At 59.0% G+C, this 16,177-nt stretch carries 13 protein-coding genes and 1 pseudogene; 7 read left to right on the plus strand and 7 right to left on the minus strand.

The window, feature by feature from the left end; all coding sequences use genetic code 11:
• Positions 1-80: 80 nt before the first annotated feature.
• Positions 81-809: a CDP-alcohol phosphatidyltransferase family protein gene (locus tag R0J87_RS05125; protein ID WP_404465517.1), complete on the minus strand. Its 729-nt coding sequence runs from the start codon at positions 807-809 to the stop codon at positions 81-83.
• Between the two features lie 259 nt (positions 810-1,068).
• On the opposite strand from R0J87_RS05125, the gene R0J87_RS05130 reads away from it, so the two are divergent.
• The 4 genes and pseudogenes from R0J87_RS05130 to R0J87_RS05145 form a co-directional block, all read left to right on the plus strand.
• Positions 1,069-2,049, plus strand: coding sequence for a zinc-dependent alcohol dehydrogenase (locus R0J87_RS05130; protein ID WP_498884782.1), 981 nt, complete (start codon positions 1,069-1,071; stop codon positions 2,047-2,049).
• A 30-nt stretch (positions 2,050-2,079) separates the two neighbouring features.
• Positions 2,080-2,478: a 6-pyruvoyl trahydropterin synthase family protein gene (locus R0J87_RS05135; RefSeq protein WP_188637931.1), complete on the plus strand. Its 399-nt coding sequence runs from the start codon at positions 2,080-2,082 to the stop codon at positions 2,476-2,478.
• The gene (locus R0J87_RS05140) at positions 2,475-4,409 is read left to right on the plus strand and encodes a glycosyltransferase (protein WP_498884785.1); all 1,935 of its coding nucleotides are present in this window, start codon (positions 2,475-2,477) and stop codon (positions 4,407-4,409) included. The genes R0J87_RS05135 and R0J87_RS05140 overlap by 4 nt, the downstream gene beginning before the upstream one ends.
• Positions 4,410-4,412: 3 nt before the next feature.
• Positions 4,413-5,282: pseudogene (locus R0J87_RS05145) on the plus strand (lysylphosphatidylglycerol synthase transmembrane domain-containing protein); the annotation flags it as partial.
• Positions 5,283-5,426: 144 nt separating this feature from the next.
• Here R0J87_RS05145 and R0J87_RS05150 read toward each other — a convergent pair.
• Positions 5,427-6,257 carry a RibD family protein gene (locus R0J87_RS05150; protein WP_498884961.1) on the minus strand — a complete coding sequence of 277 codons (831 nt, stop codon included), beginning with the start codon at positions 6,255-6,257 and terminating at the stop codon, positions 5,427-5,429.
• Between the two features lie 97 nt (positions 6,258-6,354).
• Here R0J87_RS05150 and ribA point away from each other — a divergent pair, with 97 nt between their 5' ends.
• Positions 6,355-7,458, plus strand: a complete 1,104-nt coding sequence (gene ribA / locus R0J87_RS05155; RefSeq protein WP_404345063.1) for a GTP cyclohydrolase II RibA — start codon at positions 6,355-6,357, stop codon at positions 7,456-7,458.
• On the opposite strand, the gene R0J87_RS05160 is transcribed toward ribA, so the two are convergent.
• From R0J87_RS05160 to R0J87_RS05175, 4 genes are read right to left on the minus strand one after another with little or no spacing between them, the layout of a single operon-like run.
• Positions 7,455-8,255, minus strand: a complete 801-nt coding sequence (locus R0J87_RS05160) for a creatininase family protein (RefSeq protein WP_498884787.1) — start codon at positions 8,253-8,255, stop codon at positions 7,455-7,457. The two genes, ribA and R0J87_RS05160, sit on opposite strands and share 4 nt — an antisense overlap.
• A gap of 56 nt (positions 8,256-8,311) precedes the next feature.
• Positions 8,312-9,115, minus strand: a complete 804-nt coding sequence (locus R0J87_RS05165) for an FkbM family methyltransferase (protein WP_498884789.1) — start codon at positions 9,113-9,115, stop codon at positions 8,312-8,314.
• Positions 9,116-11,086: a glucans biosynthesis glucosyltransferase MdoH gene (gene mdoH, locus R0J87_RS05170; protein WP_404345066.1), complete on the minus strand. Its 1,971-nt coding sequence runs from the start codon at positions 11,084-11,086 to the stop codon at positions 9,116-9,118. It lies immediately after the preceding gene.
• The gene (locus R0J87_RS05175; RefSeq protein WP_498884792.1) at positions 11,079-12,608 is read right to left on the minus strand and encodes an OpgD/OpgG family glucan biosynthesis protein; all 1,530 of its coding nucleotides are present in this window, start codon (positions 12,606-12,608) and stop codon (positions 11,079-11,081) included. Before R0J87_RS05175 ends, mdoH begins: the two co-directional genes overlap by 8 nt.
• 180 nt (positions 12,609-12,788) lie before the next feature.
• Here R0J87_RS05175 and R0J87_RS05180 point away from each other — a divergent pair, with 180 nt between their 5' ends.
• Entirely contained in the window at positions 12,789-14,387 is a 1,599-nt protein-coding gene (locus tag R0J87_RS05180; protein ID WP_498884794.1) for an alkaline phosphatase family protein, read from the plus strand.
• Entirely contained in the window at positions 14,384-15,793 is a 1,410-nt protein-coding gene (locus R0J87_RS05185; protein ID WP_498884796.1) for a mannose-1-phosphate guanylyltransferase/mannose-6-phosphate isomerase, read from the plus strand. Before R0J87_RS05180 ends, R0J87_RS05185 begins: the two co-directional genes overlap by 4 nt.
• Positions 15,794-15,816: 23 nt before the next feature.
• Here R0J87_RS05185 and R0J87_RS05190 read toward each other — a convergent pair whose 3' ends face one another.
• Positions 15,817-16,167, minus strand: a complete 351-nt coding sequence (locus R0J87_RS05190) for a DUF4870 family protein (RefSeq protein WP_188637941.1) — start codon at positions 16,165-16,167, stop codon at positions 15,817-15,819.
• Positions 16,168-16,177 lie beyond the last annotated feature (10 nt).

Below are 16,177 nucleotides of genomic sequence, written 5' to 3' on the forward strand. Positions count from 1 at the left end.
ACCGGCACAAGTGTTCCTGGGAGAGTATTCAGGAGCGCTGGAAACCGCGGGTGCTGCGCTTAATGTTTGAATTCAGGATATCAATACTCTTGGCGATGTTTATGTAACCACTTAACATCAATGCCAAAAGAGTAAGTTAATGTGATTAATGCACTCAGTGCCAGCAGGCCCGCTAAAAAGGGCGAGGTAAGCGGTGTTAGCGCTAGCAACATGGCCACCACTTGCCATACGCACACGGCTTTGCGGCGGTAGCTCTCATTGAGCGGTGCATTAAGCCAAGGGAAGGGCAAGCTGGCCGCGACAAACAAATAGCGCATGCCGCCAATCAGCAGCACCCAAAGCCCTAAGCCTTCTTCCATGATTAAGCCAACGCACAGCAGCATGATCAGCAGGGCGTCTAGTTCCATATCAAAGCGCGCGCCGAAGGGCGAATGGCTGCGAGTACGCCGTGCGATCCATCCATCCACTCCGTCTAGCAATAGAGCGATGACTGCCACACCTAGCCATAGCCAAATAGCGTGAATGAAGGCGTTATTGACCAAAGCGCCAGCTACTAGCGCCACCAATACGGCGCGCCCAAGCGTCACGCGATTGGCCCAGCCCAGCGGCCCATGAGGCCAAAATGCCATGACCAAGGCGCTAATCAACACATAGAAAGCACTAGCTGCCCACCAGTTGGCCGCACTCGCCATTAATGGACTCAGCAGTGCGCCCAGCCCTGCCAGCACTAAAGCGCCCAGCAGAAGCTCAAGACCGCTAAATAGACGTTTAGGGAGTGAGTAAGAGGAGGTGTTAGACACAGGCGGCATGGTGGCTCACGAAGCGGTGCAATCGTCCGCAGTTGAAATTAGTGATGCAATAATTTATCTATGTACCATTGTTGTATAGGGTGTATGGTTGTCTAAGGTCAGAAAAGTTCCCTTTTTAAATTAAGTTGAAGGTTGGCAAGCGTTAATAGACCGATTGCTTTTCTACGCTAAGCTATAGGGGTGATAATGAAAAGTCGCCAGTGCTTAGTGACGTTAAGATCAACGGATGAAAGCAGCGCTTCAACGATAAGGAAATGTCATGTCGGCGCCTGATACGGCTGTGGCTTTTTGGGTAACGCAACCCGGCCATGGCGCACTGCAGCAAGAAACGCTGCCTGCAATAGGTGAATCAGAGGTTCGCGTTCGCGCCCTGTACAGCGGCGTTAGCCGTGGCACAGAGTCGCTGGTGTTTAATGCCCGCGTACCGGAAAGCGAAACCCAGCGCATGCGCGCACCTTTTCAAGTAGGTGAATTTCCTACCCCGGTTAAGTACGGCTATTGCAGCGTAGGTCGTGTGACCCATGGCCCACGTGAGCTCGTCGATAAATCCGTTTTTTGTCTTTACCCCCATCAAGACCACTACGTGGTACCTGCCGCGATGGTGGTTCCAATCCCAGAGAACGTGCCTGCCCACCGTGCGGTACTAACCGCCAACATGGAAACTGCCCTAAACGGCGTCTGGGACGCTAACCCCATGCTAGGTGAACGGGTGTGCGTCATCGGCGCAGGGGTGGTCGGTGCGCTGGTGGCGTATCTGTGTGCTCGCATCGCGGGGGTTGAAGTCACGCTGGTCGATATCAATCCCGAGCGTGAACCTCTGGCCCGTGCTCTGGGCGTACCGTTTGCCCTGCCTGAGCAGGCCCCTATTGACCAAGACTGCGTGATTCATGCCAGCGGTCATCCAGACGGCCTGCGCTTGGCGATGGGCTTGGCAGGCAATGAAGGCCGCGTGATTGAAATGAGCTGGTTTGGCCAAGGCGATGTATCGCTGCCGCTGGGCGGGGCGTTCCACTCGCAGCGTTTAACTCTGCGCGCCAGCCAAGTAGGCCAACTGCCCGCCAAGCTGCAGCCACGCTGGGATTATCGCCGTCGTTTGAACGTGGCGCTACGCCTGCTCGCCGACCCCACCTTGGAAGCGCTGATCAGCAGCGAATGCGATTTTGCGGACTTCCCTGCGCTGGCCCCTACGCTCTTTGGAAAACAGAGCACCGCGCTTTGTCATCGAATTCGTTACCCCTAACGTAATACCCATTGATGGATAGGAGTTGCCATGTACCGTTTATGCGTTCGTGATCACTTTATGATTGCCCACAGTTTTAAAGGCGAAATTTTCGGCCCTGCTCAGCGCACCCACGGCGCTACTTACGTGGTGGATGTCGTGTTCCAGCGCCCGGAACTGGATCAGGATGGCTTGGTCATTGATATTGGCTTGGCCAGTGAAACGGTCAAAGAAGTGCTTGCGGGCTACAACTTCCGCAACCTGGATGAGGTAAGCGAGTTTACCGGCCAAAACACCACCACCGAGTTCATGGCCAAAGTCATTTTTGACCAGCTCGCTGCGGCGATTAAAGCAGGCCGCATGGGCGAAACCGCTAAAGGTCTGACCAAAATGGATATCAAGCTGCATGAGTCTCATGTGGCATGGGCAAGTTACGAAGGAGCACTATGAGCCAGCGCTTTACCTTACTGGTAGCGGGTGACCCTAACCAGCGCACCGGCGGCTATATCTATGATGCGCAAATCGTCGCTGCGCTGCGTGAACAGGGCGTTCAGGTGGACGTTGTTGGTCTGGAAGGCCGCTTCCCGCAGGCGGATGAAACGGCTGCCCGCGCTCTTACCGGTGCGCTGGAAACCCTGACTGATGGCGAGCGCGTCATTATCGATGGCTTGGCAATGGGGGCGCTGCCTGATGTGGTCGCCCGTCATGCGGACCGGCTGGATATCACTTTGCTGCTGCACCATCCGCTGGGTGATGAGCAGGGGCTGTCCAGTGAAGAGCAGCAGCACCTACACCGCAGCGAGCTTACCGGGCTTGCGGAAGTCGCCCGTGTAATTGTCACCAGCCGTTTTACCGCTCGCCGTTTAAGCGAACTGGCTGAATGCTACTCCCTGCCGATTACTGCACCTATTACGGTAGTGGAGCCCGGCGTTGCACACGCGCCGGTCAGCTCCGCTGCTGAGCAGGGCGAAGCCATTCGCTTGCTGTGCGTGGCCACGCTCACGCCGCGAAAGGGGCAAGATGTGTTGGTCAATGCGCTGGCCCAGGTAGAGAGCGATCAGTGGCAGTGTGACTGTTTCGGCGGCGCGCGCGATGCTGAATTTAGCACTAAGGTTCAGCAGCTGATTGATGAGCACCAGTTGGCTGAGCGCGTCACCCTTCACGGTGAGTGCGATGCCGAAACCTTGGAAGCCGCGTACCAGAGCGCCCACGCGCTGGTGCTGCCCTCTTGGTATGAAGGCTACGGCATGGTGGTCACCGAAGCCTTGGCCCACGGCCTGCCGGTGATTACCACGACTGGCGGCGCACTGCGCGATACCCTGCCAAAAGGCGCAGGTATCAGCGTTGCGCCTGGCGATGTGAAGGCGCTCAGCGCGGCGATTAGCAATTTCTGCACCAACGAAGCGCTGCGCACCGAGCTGCGTGCGGGTGTGGCGGTAGCCCGGGGTGAACTCAACGACTGGCAGGCAGCGGGCGCTGAGTTTGCGCAGGCGTTAAACGATGAAAGCCCGGCCGAACTGTCGGCAGGCAGCCAGTTTGCCGCCAGCTGGCTCACGCTGCGGGAAACCGTGGATAGCCACGCTCGAAGTGAAGCGCTGGTCAGCCGACTTAATGCGTGGCTGGCCAAGCGTGAAGCGCCTGTGACGCTGGCGGATTTAGGCTGCGGCCGGGGTAGCAATATGCAGTTTTTAGCCCCTCGGCTTGCTAGCCCGCAGCAATGGGCGCTGTTTGATCATGACGACGCCCTGTTAAAAGAGGCGCGCAGTCGGGCAGTGCCGCTGCACGATGCGTCAGGCCAGCCGTTGAAAGTAGAAACCCACTGCGCATCGCTCTCCAAGCTCGATCATCCGGCCCTAAAAGCGGTGGACGTAGTCAGTGCCTCTGCGCTGATTGATTTGGTCTCTCAGCAGTGGATTGATGCGCTGGCACAGCAGTGCGCTACGCATCAACAGGCGCTACTAGTGAGTTTAAGCGTCACCGGCGAGTGGTGCTTTACTGATGCGGACCAACAGCCCCTCGATGAGCCAGAAGACCGCTTTGTGCTGGGGCTCTTTAACGCTCACCAACAGCGGGATAAAGGCTTGGGCGAGGCGCTCGGCGGAGACGCCCACCAGGCGCTGTATCACGCCATGGCACAGCAGGGCTACGTAGTAGAAGAAGTGTCAACGCCTTGGCGGTTAGTCGCAGGCAGCCACGAGCAGCAGCCGATGGTCAGCTCGCTGATTAACGGTTGGGCGGAAGCAGCCACCGAACAAGCCCCTGAAGCGGCCACCCGGATTGCCGAGTGGCGCACTGCGCGCCTAGATGCCGTGGAACGCGGCCAAGTGGGCGTTTGGGTGGGCCACCGTGACCTGCTGGCGCTGCCAGCGGCGAAGGGCTAGCCCATGCTTGCCGGGCATTTTCTACGTCGGCCGTGGGTGCAGCGCGGCATCGTCAGCGCTGTGCTATTGGCAGTCGTTGCCCTTTGGGTAGAGCCCGCGGCTATTCTGGCCGAAGTGAAACGCCTGGCTCCTGCGTGGGTGTTGGCGGCACTGGTGATTAGCGTACTGCAAGTCATGCTAAGCGCTTGGCGCTGGAAGCTTACGGCTGGGCTGGTGGATGTTCCGCTGCGTTTTGGTTATGCCTTGCGCGAATACTATCTGGCGCTGTTGGTGAATCAGTTACTACCAGGAGGCGTGCTGGGTGATGCTGGCCGTGCTCATCGCCACGCCCGTCAGGCGGCTTCTAAAGGCAGCGCCTGGCGAGCCGTGGTGATTGAGCGTGCCTCGGGGCAAGTGGGGGTGGCGCTGCTAACGCTGGTGGCGCTGTTCTCTTCGCCTCTCTGGCACGCTGCGCTAGGTGCGCCGCTGTTACTTACCATAGCGGCTAGTCTGGTGGCCGTGCTGGTGGTGTTGGTAGCACTCGGCGAGTGGATGCGGCGTGGACATGGGCTCACGCTTCCTGCTTGGTGTAATGCGTTGGGCCGAGATATTCGTCGAGGGCTGTTGCAGCGTGGCGTGTGGCCGCTGCAGTTGGTCTCTTCACTGGCCATTGTGCTCAGCTATGGCTTCGTCATGGTCTGTGCGGCCAGGGCCATTGGAAGCGAGATGTCGGCCTTAGAGATACTCGCGCTGGCACCGGTGCTGCTGCTGGCCATGTTGGTGCCGCTATCGATTGCCGGATGGGGTGTGCGTGAAGGCGCCGCTGCCGGTATTTGGGTGCTGGTGGGCTTACCCGCTGCTCAAGGGGTGGCGATTTCGCTGGCCTACGGCGTGCTGGTGCTGCTTTCCAGCCTGCCGGGGGTGTGGGTAGCGTTTGCCAAGCGTGCCCACGCTACCCCCAGTTCCTCATTGTCTGGCCCGGCTTCTTCTGGTTCTACTTCCGCTGTTCCCACGTCTGTTTCCACTCCGGCGGATGGGTTAAAAGCCCCTCAGCTCCACGTCGAACAGCGTGTCGTCTCCACACCGGAACGAGCGCATCGTGGGGCGCAGCGCACTCTCAAGCGTTTCGATGGGCGTCATTTGCAGGCCGGGCCTGCCGGAGCCTATCAGCAGCGGGGCCACCATCAGGTGCAGGCGATCAACGCATTGGGCCTCAATGAACTGGGAAATGGTAATACCGCCACCCTCTACCAGCACCCGCTTAAGCCCGCGTGCCGCCAGCAGTTCCACCACATCCGCTGGGGCAAACTGCCCGCTGGCGTTCAAGGGCAGTACACAGTGCTCCGCATGGCTTGCCGCTGGCGCGGCGTCTGGCCCAGTAATATGCAGGGTGTCGACTTCGCCGCTAGTAAACAGCGCCATCTCGCTGGGTACGCGCCCACGCGGGTCAAGTACCACTCTAGTTGGGTGGCGGCCGCTCACGTGGCGCACGGTGAGCTGGGGGTTGTCGGCGGCGGCGGTGCCTGCGCCGACCACCACCGCATCCGCCAGGGCGCGCAGCCGGTGCAGGTGCACCAGGCTCTCATGGCCATTGATGTAGTGGGAGTGGCCGCTTTCCGTGGCAATTCGCCCATCCAGGCTCTGGCCCAGTTGGGCGATCACCCAGTGGTCATGCAGAGCCAGCGGGGTAAGGCAATCCAACAGCGCCTCTGCCTGGGGCGTAACGGCCTGCGGCGATTGCCACTGGCCGCTGCTTACCATCGATATCTCGACAGCGCTGGGCGAACCGTCGCTTTTGGCTGTCAACCACGACCACGCCGTCTCAAGATCGATCGCGTGGGATTGTTCGGTACTGCTGGAGTCGGGCATGACGCCTCCACACTGAAAATAACCTCAGATCATGCGGGGCCATGTTGCCCAACGCAAGCAACCTTTGCCCAACTCATTAGGCAACCTGGAGGCCTACATGTATCAAATTGAACGCGCTATTTTCGATATTCGTCGCGGTTTGCCGGTCGTTATTAGCAGCGGTGAGCAGCGCCTTCTGGTTCAAGCGTTAGAGGGCAGCCGTTCGGTGGATACCCTGGCACGTTTGGCCGGGGCGCGGCCTGCACTGGTGCTGACACGGCACCGTTTGGAAGCGATGGGCTTATCGCTGACCGCAGAGGCTGCCTGTTTGCCTTTAGCGGAGCACGTTAGCGAAAGTGAGCTGCACCAATTAGCGGTAGCGCACTCAGGCAGCCAGCCCAGCGCTCTGCTCAGTGGTTTAAAACCGGCGGGTAGTGCCGAGCGGGGCGCGGTGGCGTTAATGCGCCGTGCGTTGCTAATCCCCGCCGCGTTGACCGCCGTGGTCAGTGACGAAGCTCAGAGTGAGATTGCTGAGCAAATCGCCCAGGGACGGCTGTTGGAAGTAAAGGCAGAAGAAGCCCAGAAGTGTTTGGCGGGAGCGCCGGGCATGCTAAAGCGGGTAAGCGAAGCGAGTATTCCGCTGGAAGACGCCCCCGACAGCCGTTTTGTGCTGTTTCGCGAGCCAGACGGCCTGCGTGAGCACGTAGCGGTGGTGATAGGGCAGCTCGATAGTCTGGATGGCCCGGTGCCGCTGCGGTTGCACTCCGCCTGTTTAACCGGTGATCTGTTTGGCAGCCTGCGCTGTGATTGCGGCGAGCAGTTGCGCAACGCCGTGGCGGATATCCAGGCCATGGGCGGCGGTGTGCTGCTTTATCTTGCTCAGGAAGGACGCGGGATTGGCCTCGCCAACAAGCTGCGCGCCTACACGCTGCAAGATAGCGGGCTGGATACCGTAGATGCCGACCAAGTGCTGGGCTTTGGCGACGATGAGCGCCAATACGCCGTGGCGGTGGATATGCTGAATGCCCTGAGTATTGATCAGGTACAGCTACTCACCAACAACCCGCTGAAAATGTCGGCGCTGCGTGAAGGGGGGATTGAAGTGGTGTCGCGCCAGGCGCTCTATGGCAGCGTGACGGATCATAATCATCGCTACCTGAGCGCCAAAGCCAACCGAGCGGGTCACTTTTTAGATGAGGTGCTAGAAACCCGTAGCCGTTAACGCGTGCCCGCCGCTGGAGCCCCCAGCGGTGGCAGCTGGGCCGTTTCTGCCACAACCTGGGCAAGCTGCGCGGCATAGTGGTGCACTAATCTCCCGCCCAGCGCAGCGTTTGCCTGGGTTGCATCTCCGGCGACGCCGTGCTGGCTTAAGTCCTCTCCTAACCACGCAAAGGCGGCACTGCCTTCAGGGCTCACTAGGGCACCGTTGGTCGGTGTGGCCGGGGCCGTGGGTGTGTAGCCTTCAAGCGTGACTAACTGCGGTGCCAAGTGTTGCATCATGGCGGTTTCCAGCAGGCCGCCGTGTAACCCGTAGCGCAGCTCATCGGCGTTCATAGCGCCTTCCAATGCCGGCAGCCGCGTGTAGGTCGCCTTTACTACGCGCATAGCGCAGCGCCGACGCAACGTGAGCGCGGCTAAGTCCATCACCGCTTTATTGCCGCCGTGGCTATTAATCAGTACTAGCTTATGAATGCCTGCGCGGGCAATGCTTTCACCGTAGGCTTCTAGCGTGGCAATGGCTAACGGTGCGGGCAGGCTGAGCGTGCCTGCGAAACTTGCGTGCTCGTCGCTGGCACCCACCGCGATAGCAGGCAGGCACAGTACCTCGACGTTGACGCCTGAATTCTCTAATTGTTCCAGCATGGCGGCCTGCAACCCCTCACCAATGATGAGATCGGTGCCAAGCGGCAGGTGCGTGCCGTGCTGCTCAATCGCCCCTAGCGTAATCACCGCCACCGGGTCGCGCTGGGCAAGGGCATTCAGTTGAGGGGCGGTGAGATGCTGCCAGTGATAAACCATGAAAATCTCGTTAATGAACGTGTGAATTAGAGAGCGTGCGATTAGTGAACGCGTGATTAGAGAGGCGCGCGGGACACGCTGTGTGAGGAGGCCAGTAGCGGGTGGTTGCTGCGGCAGGCGTAAATATCGCCCGAGGCGAGTTGCTCAGCGCCTTCGGCTAACCAAGAGGCCATGGCGTCTGGCGTCAGCCAGGAGTCAAAGCGGAACTGGCGCTGCTCACCGGCAATGGCGTTAAAGCGGTAATCGCCCAGCCGGTTAATCTGCTCCAGGCAGGCGTGGCTTACTTCAAGCATGCCTGCCACAAACTCCACCGAGAGGGCGGCCACGGGGTGGCTCAGGCCTTGCAACACTTCGGCTTCAAAACCCTCTACATCAATTTTGATAAAGCGTGGTTCGCCAAAGCGTTCAATCAGCGCATCTAGCGTGGTCATCTCTACCCGCAGGGTTTGCTCCCAACGCACACGCTGAAAGCCGGGGTTACGTTCACCTACTTGGCTGCGCCATTCGGTGGCTAGGGTAGAAAGCGTAGGGTTACCCACGCTAATCGCAATCTCGGCATGGCCCGGTTCGGGGCCAACGGCCAGGGGCAGCAGCGTGATGTGGGGACTTTTTAACAGCCGCTGAAACCACTTAGCGAGCGTTGGCTGTGGTTCCAGGGCCACTACCTGGGCACCTAACGCTTGAAAGGCGGCGCTGCGGTCACCTAAGTGAGCGCCAATGTCGAAGGCGATATCGCCCGGTGCTAAAAAAGGCTGATAAAGCCGCTTTAAGCTGCGTTGACGCCCAGGCCGCCAGTAAATAAACAGTGAGCGGGCCAAGCCACTGGCACTGCGAAGCTGCTGTAGCGTCGAAGAGGGCATTTAGTGAGGCTCCTTAGCGCGAGAAGAGGGCGGCTCATTTGGGGCTTTAACCTGTTTGAGCAGTTGGCTGGGCATTTCGCCGTACAGCTCGCTGGGCGGCATGTTCAGCGGGGCAGGCTCTTGGGTATTGATCGCCTGGGGGCTGCGGGCCATAAGGTCCGCAAAATCCTTTAGCAGGATGGGTTTTAAGCTAATGCTGGGCGTGTGTAACAGCCCAAACCGGTGGCTGACGACACCGCCCCAGGTGCCGCTGCTGGAGTATTTTACCAACGGTGCGGCGGCCACTAAGCCCAGCCAGGCGGGGGTTAGCCAGCCAAATGCGGAGGGTGAAAAGAGCATCATCACGCCTGCCCACAGCGCACCGCAAAGTGACATCCATCCAGTATGTCGCCAAGTTTCGCGCCAGCTTAATGAGCGCTCGCCACGGTGCTGGGTTTGCCAGTCGATGGCGCGGCCAATCAGCACGTTAATAATAAACAGGCTATGCCAAGCCATCATTAACGGTGCGATTAAAGCAGCAAACACCACTTCTAGCAGCGTGCTGGCCACCAGCTTAAAGCGCCCGCCAAAGGCGTGTGGGTACTGGCAGAAAGCGAGCAGTAAGCCCAGTAGCTTGGGTGCAATCAACATGCCTAAGGTAGTGCTTAGTAGCCACAAAGAGAGCGCTTGGGGCAGCAGCGGTTCGGCGTTGTCGTCAATGGCGTGGTAGCCCACCATCAGGCTGGTGCATACCAAAAGCCCCAGCCAGACCAGCGATGATAAATAGGCAAAGGCACCAAAAAAGAAGTGCAGTCGGCTGATCGGGTGGAAGCCCGCGCCCGTCAGTAGGCGTAAGTGCTGTAAATTGCCCTGCAGCCAGCGGCGGTCGCGCTTGGCAAAATCAAGCAGGTTGCTAGGCATGGCTTCAAAGCTGTTGCGTGATGCGCTGGCATGCGGGTTGTGCCGGGAGAGCGCCGCCGTGGCTGACGTATCTAACAGCACCTGCCAGCCGCCGCGTTTGAGTAGCGCGGCTTCCACAAAATCATGGCTGAGCAGTTCGCCCCCTAGCGGTGGTTTGCCCGACAGCGTAGGTAGCCCTGCATGGGCCATAAAGGCGCGGGTACGAATAATCGCATTGTGCCCCCAGTAGTTGGCGGCGTCGCCTTGCCAAAAGCTTTGGCCCGCTGCCAGCATGGGGCTATAAAGCGCCGAAGCCAGCTGGGTAAAGCGGCCAAATAGCGTGCGCTGACCCACGGGTATAGGCACCGTCTGGATCAAGCCAACGGTCGGGTAGCGCTGCATCTGATGCACCATGTGCAGCAGCGTATCGCCACTCATTAGGCTGTCGGCATCCAGCACCACCATATAATCGTAGCGGCGGCCCCAGCGGCGGCAGAAGTCGGCAATATTGCCAGCTTTACGCTCGTGGTTATTGGGGCGACGGCGATAGTGAACCGCTAACTGACCCGCCAAACGCTGCTGCAGCGCGGCCACATGGGCGGCTTCTTCTTCGGCGTGGGCGGGGTCTTGCGTATCACTCAGAATAAATACTTCAAAGTGCTTGCTGATCACGCTCGTGGTGTCGTCACCCTGTGGGGTGGGTTGCTGAAGCAGCGAGCGGCAGGTGGCTTCCAGCCCGGCAATGGTGGGTATGGGCGGCTCTGCGTAAATCGGCATCACCAAGGCGGTGCGGCTGACTAAGCGGCTTGTGGTGGGGCGCTCGGCCGTTAAGCGTTTAAGGCTTAACGGGTCCAGACGCAGGGCGCAGATTACAAAACCGCACAAAGCCCCCCAAAAGGCCAGCGCAATCCAGCTAAAGGTGAGGCCAAACAGCGTGAGCATGGCGATTTGCCAGCCCAGGGCTAAATTAGCCACCACCTGTGCCATTGCCACGCAGCCCGCGATGCTAGAGCCGATGACTAACGTGGCTAACAGTGCACGCCGGGCATTGAGCCACGGAATAGACGGTATCAACGCCGCTGAATTATGCATCGGGATACCACACGTAATTCCAAGTTTCGGTGACTGGCTCGCCGTCGCGCATCAGGCGTAAGCGGATATCGCTGGGTGCACTGCTAGGGGGGAGCCTGAACGTCGCGCGTCGGCCGTTATCGGGCAGCACCTTCACCTGGGGCAGCAGCGCTTCGCCATTGATCACGCTAATATCCAGCGTGAGCTCTGCATCGGCTGCCAGCTCCTCTAAAGCGCCGCCGGCAAAGTCGACCACAAACTGGCGCTGCTCGGCGGAAGGGGAGTCGGCTTCACCCGGCACCGCGGCGGTGCCGTGGCGAGTGCGCACCACTTGACCCAGCGAGTGTTCTTCCGGTTGCTCGTTTAGAGTGTAGGTGCGGTAGTGCAAACGCTGGGAGTCACCGGCGTTGAGCGCCTCGTCGGCTACCCAATAGGCCACGATATTGTCGTGGGTTTCATCCGGCGTGGGAATTTCCACCAGCTCTACGTGGCCGTTGCCCCACGCATCCAGCGGCTCGACCCATTGGCTGGGGCGGCGGTGGTAGTTGGCCTCTAGGTCGAGGTAGCGGTCAAAGTCGCGCTCCCGTTGCATCAGGCCAAACCCTTGGGGGGCGTCATCGGTGAAGCTTGAAACCCGTACCTCAGCAGGGTTGCTCAAAGGCCGCCAGATCCATTCGCCGCTGCCGGTATGCATCAGCAGGCCATCGGAGTCATGCACCTGTGGGCGGAAGTCATCGGGCCGTTGGGCGCTGGCCTTACCAAAGGTGAACATACTGGTCAGCGGCGCAATGCCTACTTTCTCGATATCGCTGCGAGCAAAAATTTCAGCTTCGACTTCCGCTTCGGTGTGTTCTCCGGGAGTGAGGGTGAAGCGATAAGCGCCGCTCAGCGATGGGCTATCCATCAGCGCCATCAGCGTAATACTTTCGGCATCGCTGTCAGGGGTGACCAGCCAAAATTCACGAAAGGCAGGAAACTCTTCGCCCTGGGAAGAGGCGGTATTGATCGCCAGCCCCCGTGTAGATAAGCCGTAGGCTTGATGTTGGCCTACCAAACGAAAGTAGCTGGCCCCTAAAAAGACCGCGAATTCGTCCGCGTAGTCGGGGTTGTTGATCGGATAGTGGAGCCGAAAGCCTGCATGGCCGCTGCCGCTAAGATCATGTTCGAGCAGTTCGCTGGCTTCACCGTCGTAGCGAAAGTCATCGGCGGTGAAGTCGAGCGGTACGACCTCGCCGTTTTCAATCCTATTCAACGTCACCGGCGTCTGGAATAGAAAGCCGCTATGAAACAGCTGTAGGCTAAAGGGGGCTTCATCACGCCAGTAGGCGCGTTCAGGATTGAAGCGTATTTGCCGGTAGTCGTCGTAGGTGAGTGCTTGCAGGGCCTCGGGTAGGCTCGCCTCAGGCGCTTGATACGGGGTGGCCGCTAGCTGTTTGGCACGTTCGACAACTTGTTGAAACACAGTATCTTCACTGGCGGAGGCGGGAAGGGCGAGCAACCAACTAAGTGATAGCATCCATTTTGCAGCAGTACGACAACCCATTGGCGAGTTCCTTTCGTTACCTGATAAGAGAGCCTAAAACACGTCATTGTGTGAAATATTTAAACAAAAACTATACGCTTAACAAGTTGGGTTAAAAAATAGCAGTTTAAACGCAGCGACGCGTGTACCGCTTGTCGGTTATACCGCTGATGTTCTCTTCAATGCTAGTGGTGGTGATTGATGCTTCGTCTCCTATTAACGGCCAGTGCGCTCAACATGCTGCTGGTAATGCCTTTATGGTGGCGTTTTGGCACGCTGGGTTCGCCACTCATTGCCTGGGAGGCATGGGTGATTGCTCCAGCCATGCTTCTGTTACCCCCTGGTAGATGGCGGCGTTGGGGTGGCGTATGTGTGGTGAGCGTGCTGGCGCTGGCAACAGCAGCCAATTTAGGTGATGCCGCCACATTTACGGCGTTTGGAAGGCCGCTGAATCTCTATCTGGATGTGCCGCTGGTGCGCTCTATTTACCATCTTCTAGTGGGTAATGTAGGCCAACTTGCGGCAATTTTCCTGATGCTGCTGGGTGGCATCGTGCTGTTTAGCTTGTTGTGGGGGATGCTTCGCCTACTAATCCCCGCTAACGCATTGGTACGCCAAGGTGGGTCTGGCAAGATCGCTGCATGTATGTTGATCTTGGCAACGTGCATGCTGGTATTAGAGGCAAATCGCTACCGTTTGGTTCCCCATACAGCGCTGCCCATGGTCAATACCGCGCGCTTTCAGTGGGCGCAGGTGGTCGATACCCATCGCGCTCGGCATGCATTTACTGAGCAGTTGGAGGAGTCGCCACTGATGGCCCAGGCGCTGCCGGGCTTGGCGGGGCGTAACGTATTACTGACGTTTATTGAGTCTTATGGTGTCTCCGCGCTCGATGACCCGCGTTACAACCGCACGCTGCTACTCACCCTGGAGGATATCAAGCGTCGATTGGCTGACAGCGATGTGCACGTGGTGTCGGGGTTAGTGGAATCCCCTATCCGTGGCGGGCAGTCTTGGCTTGCCCACGCCACCACGCTTAGCGGGCGTTGGATCGACAATCAGCTGTGGTATCGGCTGATGCTGGAGAGTGATCATTCGACGATGATTGATGATTTTCGCGCCACCGGCCAGCGTACGCTGAGCGTGATGCCTGCGATTACTTTAGCGTGGCCCGAAGGCCGTGCTTATGGCTTTGACGAGATCGCCGCTGCTAAAGATATTCCCTATGCTGGGCCGCCACTTAACTGGGTGACCATGCCGGATCAGTTCACGCTGGACTATACCCAACGAGAGCTATTGGGCGATTCGCCGCTGTTTGCGCAGCTCGCGCTGATTTCCAGCCATGCGCCCTGGACACCTATTCTGCCAGTGCTGGAAAACTGGTCGCTGGTGGGCGATGGCAGTATCTATGCGCCCTGGGAAAACGCAGGCGACCCGCCCGAGGTAATCTGGCGAGATTTGGAGCGCATCCGCGACCATTACGCATGGTCGGTGGATTACGCTGTTAGCGTGACAGGGCGCTGGGCTGCGAGAGTGGCCGATGAGCAGACGCTGCTGATTGTCTTGGGCGACCATCAGCCCGCGCCGCTAATTACTGGCAATGATGCCAGCGCCGCCGTGCCGGTGCATATTATTAGCGGCGACCCGGCCTTGCTGGCACCGTTTAAACAGCGCGGCTTTGTGGATGGCATGCTGCCACCTTTAGCCCGCCCGCAGGATGCGCCTCGCATGAGCCAGCTGCGCCACTGGCTGCAGCAGGACTTTGGCCAGGCAGCTCAACTACCAAGGACGACACCATGATTCAACCGGTTATTCTTAGCGGCGGCAGCGGCACCCGGCTTTGGCCGCTTTCTCGCGAACAGATGCCTAAACAGTTTTTGCGCTTAACCGGCGAGCAGAGCCTGCTTCAGCAAACGCTCACTCGCCTTGAGGGCTTAACGACGCTACCGCCGATGCTGATGGGGCACCATTCGCACCGATTTTTGATGGCCGAGCAGCTGCGTGAAGCCCAGCAAGAAGGCCAGATTGTGCTAGAGCCAGCAGGACGCAATACCGCCCCGGCGATTGCCTGCGCGGCGCTGTTGGCGCGGCAATCCGGCGAAGACCCGCTGCTGCTAGTGCTACCCGCCGACCACGTGATAGGCGATGCGGTGGCGTTTACCGATAGCGTGCAGCGTGCCGTGCCGTTGGCAGAGCAGGGCTATTTAGTCACCTTTGGCGTGGTGCCAACCCACCCAGAAACGGGCTATGGCTACATCGCGTGCGGTGATGTGTTGGGCGAGGGCCACCACTTGGCCGCGTTTATTGAAAAACCGGCACTGGAACGGGCTAAAGCACTGCTTAAACAGGGCGACACGCTGTGGAATAGCGGCATGTTTTTGCTGCGCGCCTCCCGCTATTTGGCGGAGCTTGAACGGCTTCAGCCTGACATGCTGGCCGCCTGCCAAGAGGCGGTGGCGTGTGCCCATCGTGATCTGGACTTTCTGCGCTTAGACGAACAGGCGTTTCAGCGCTGCCCCAGTGAGTCGATTGATTACGCGGTCATGGAGCACTGTGCGCAGGCAGCCGTGGTGCCTTTAGACGCTCAGTGGAGCGATATTGGCAGCTTTGATGCGCTGATGGCGACGCACATCCCGGATACGGCTGGCAATGTGGTGACAGGCGATGGCGTACTGAGCGATACCCGCCGCTCGCTCGTGGTGGCGAACCACCGTTTGGTCGCCACGCTGGGTGTTGAAGACCTGATTGTGGTGGAAACCTCAGACAGCGTACTGGTGGCGCATCGAGACCAAGCGCAGGGCGTTAAACAGCTCGTGGCGGCGCTAAGCCAAGCGGGGCGCAGCGAGCCATATACCTCGCCTCAAGTTCACCGCCCTTGGGGCAGTTTTCAGGCCATGGACAGCGGCGAACGCTACCAAGTGAAGCATATAACCGTGCGGCCTGGGGCGCGGCTTTCGCTGCAGCGCCACCATCATCGCGCCGAACACTGGGTGGTGGTCAGCGGCACGGCCAAGGTCACGGTGGACGAGCGCACGTTTTTGGTCAGCGAGAACCAATCCACCTACATCCCGATTGGAGCGCTGCACCGCTTGGAGAATCCGGGCAAAATCCCGCTAGAGTTGATTGAAGTGCAGTCGGGCAGCTATTTAGGGGAAGACGACATTGAGCGGCTAGAAGATGTTTATGCCCGGCAAAGTGATGAGTAGCCGTGCCTGTTTGCCATAGCCAGTTACCAGAGCCAGCTGCCCGGCCGTGCCGGTGGCTGGCCTTTGCGTACCGCTACCCAGCCAAGAATACAGCGCACGCCTAGCCACACCACCAGCAGCGGCCACAGTAGCGTACCGATAAAGATCAGGCTCAGGGTGAACGTGACAAGAAAGTAGAGGCTGCCAATCCAGAACGTGCGGATCATGTAGCGGTAATGGGCCTGCAACCAGGGTGCCGCCTCTTTCCGATAGACATAGGCGATAATCACACCGATTAACAGGGTGATATTGGCCGTGACCAGCCCTGCTAAATAGAGGGCATAAATAATTTGCGGCGGACGCGTATCCTCTTTGGGAAGGTATCGTTCGGTCATGTCTATCCTC

Source organism: Halomonas sp. SIMBA_159 (assembly GCF_046536035.1).
GTDB lineage: Bacteria > Pseudomonadota > Gammaproteobacteria > Pseudomonadales > Halomonadaceae > Vreelandella > Vreelandella venusta_A.

Bases quoted from the DNA above. Each gene is read 5' to 3' on its own strand.
- R0J87_RS05125 (WP_404465517.1), bottom strand. From the start codon at position 809: ATGCCGCCTGTGTCTAACACCTCCTCTTACTCACTCCCTAAACGTCTA.
- R0J87_RS05130 (WP_498884782.1), top strand. From the start codon at position 1,069: ATGTCGGCGCCTGATACGGCTGTGGCTTTTTGGGTAACGCAACCCGGC.
- R0J87_RS05135 (WP_188637931.1), top strand. From the start codon at position 2,080: ATGTACCGTTTATGCGTTCGTGATCACTTTATGATTGCCCACAGTTTT.
- R0J87_RS05140 (WP_498884785.1), top strand. From the start codon at position 2,475: ATGAGCCAGCGCTTTACCTTACTGGTAGCGGGTGACCCTAACCAGCGC.
- R0J87_RS05150 (WP_498884961.1), bottom strand. From the start codon at position 6,257: ATGCCCGACTCCAGCAGTACCGAACAATCCCACGCGATCGATCTTGAG.
- ribA (WP_404345063.1), top strand. From the start codon at position 6,355: ATGTATCAAATTGAACGCGCTATTTTCGATATTCGTCGCGGTTTGCCG.
- R0J87_RS05160 (WP_498884787.1), bottom strand. From the start codon at position 8,255: ATGGTTTATCACTGGCAGCATCTCACCGCCCCTCAACTGAATGCCCTT.
- R0J87_RS05165 (WP_498884789.1), bottom strand. From the start codon at position 9,115: ATGCCCTCTTCGACGCTACAGCAGCTTCGCAGTGCCAGTGGCTTGGCC.
- mdoH (WP_404345066.1), bottom strand. From the start codon at position 11,086: ATGCATAATTCAGCGGCGTTGATACCGTCTATTCCGTGGCTCAATGCC.
- R0J87_RS05175 (WP_498884792.1), bottom strand. From the start codon at position 12,608: ATGGGTTGTCGTACTGCTGCAAAATGGATGCTATCACTTAGTTGGTTG.
- R0J87_RS05180 (WP_498884794.1), top strand. From the start codon at position 12,789: ATGCTTCGTCTCCTATTAACGGCCAGTGCGCTCAACATGCTGCTGGTA.
- R0J87_RS05185 (WP_498884796.1), top strand. From the start codon at position 14,384: ATGATTCAACCGGTTATTCTTAGCGGCGGCAGCGGCACCCGGCTTTGG.
- R0J87_RS05190 (WP_188637941.1), bottom strand. From the start codon at position 16,167: ATGACCGAACGATACCTTCCCAAAGAGGATACGCGTCCGCCGCAAATT.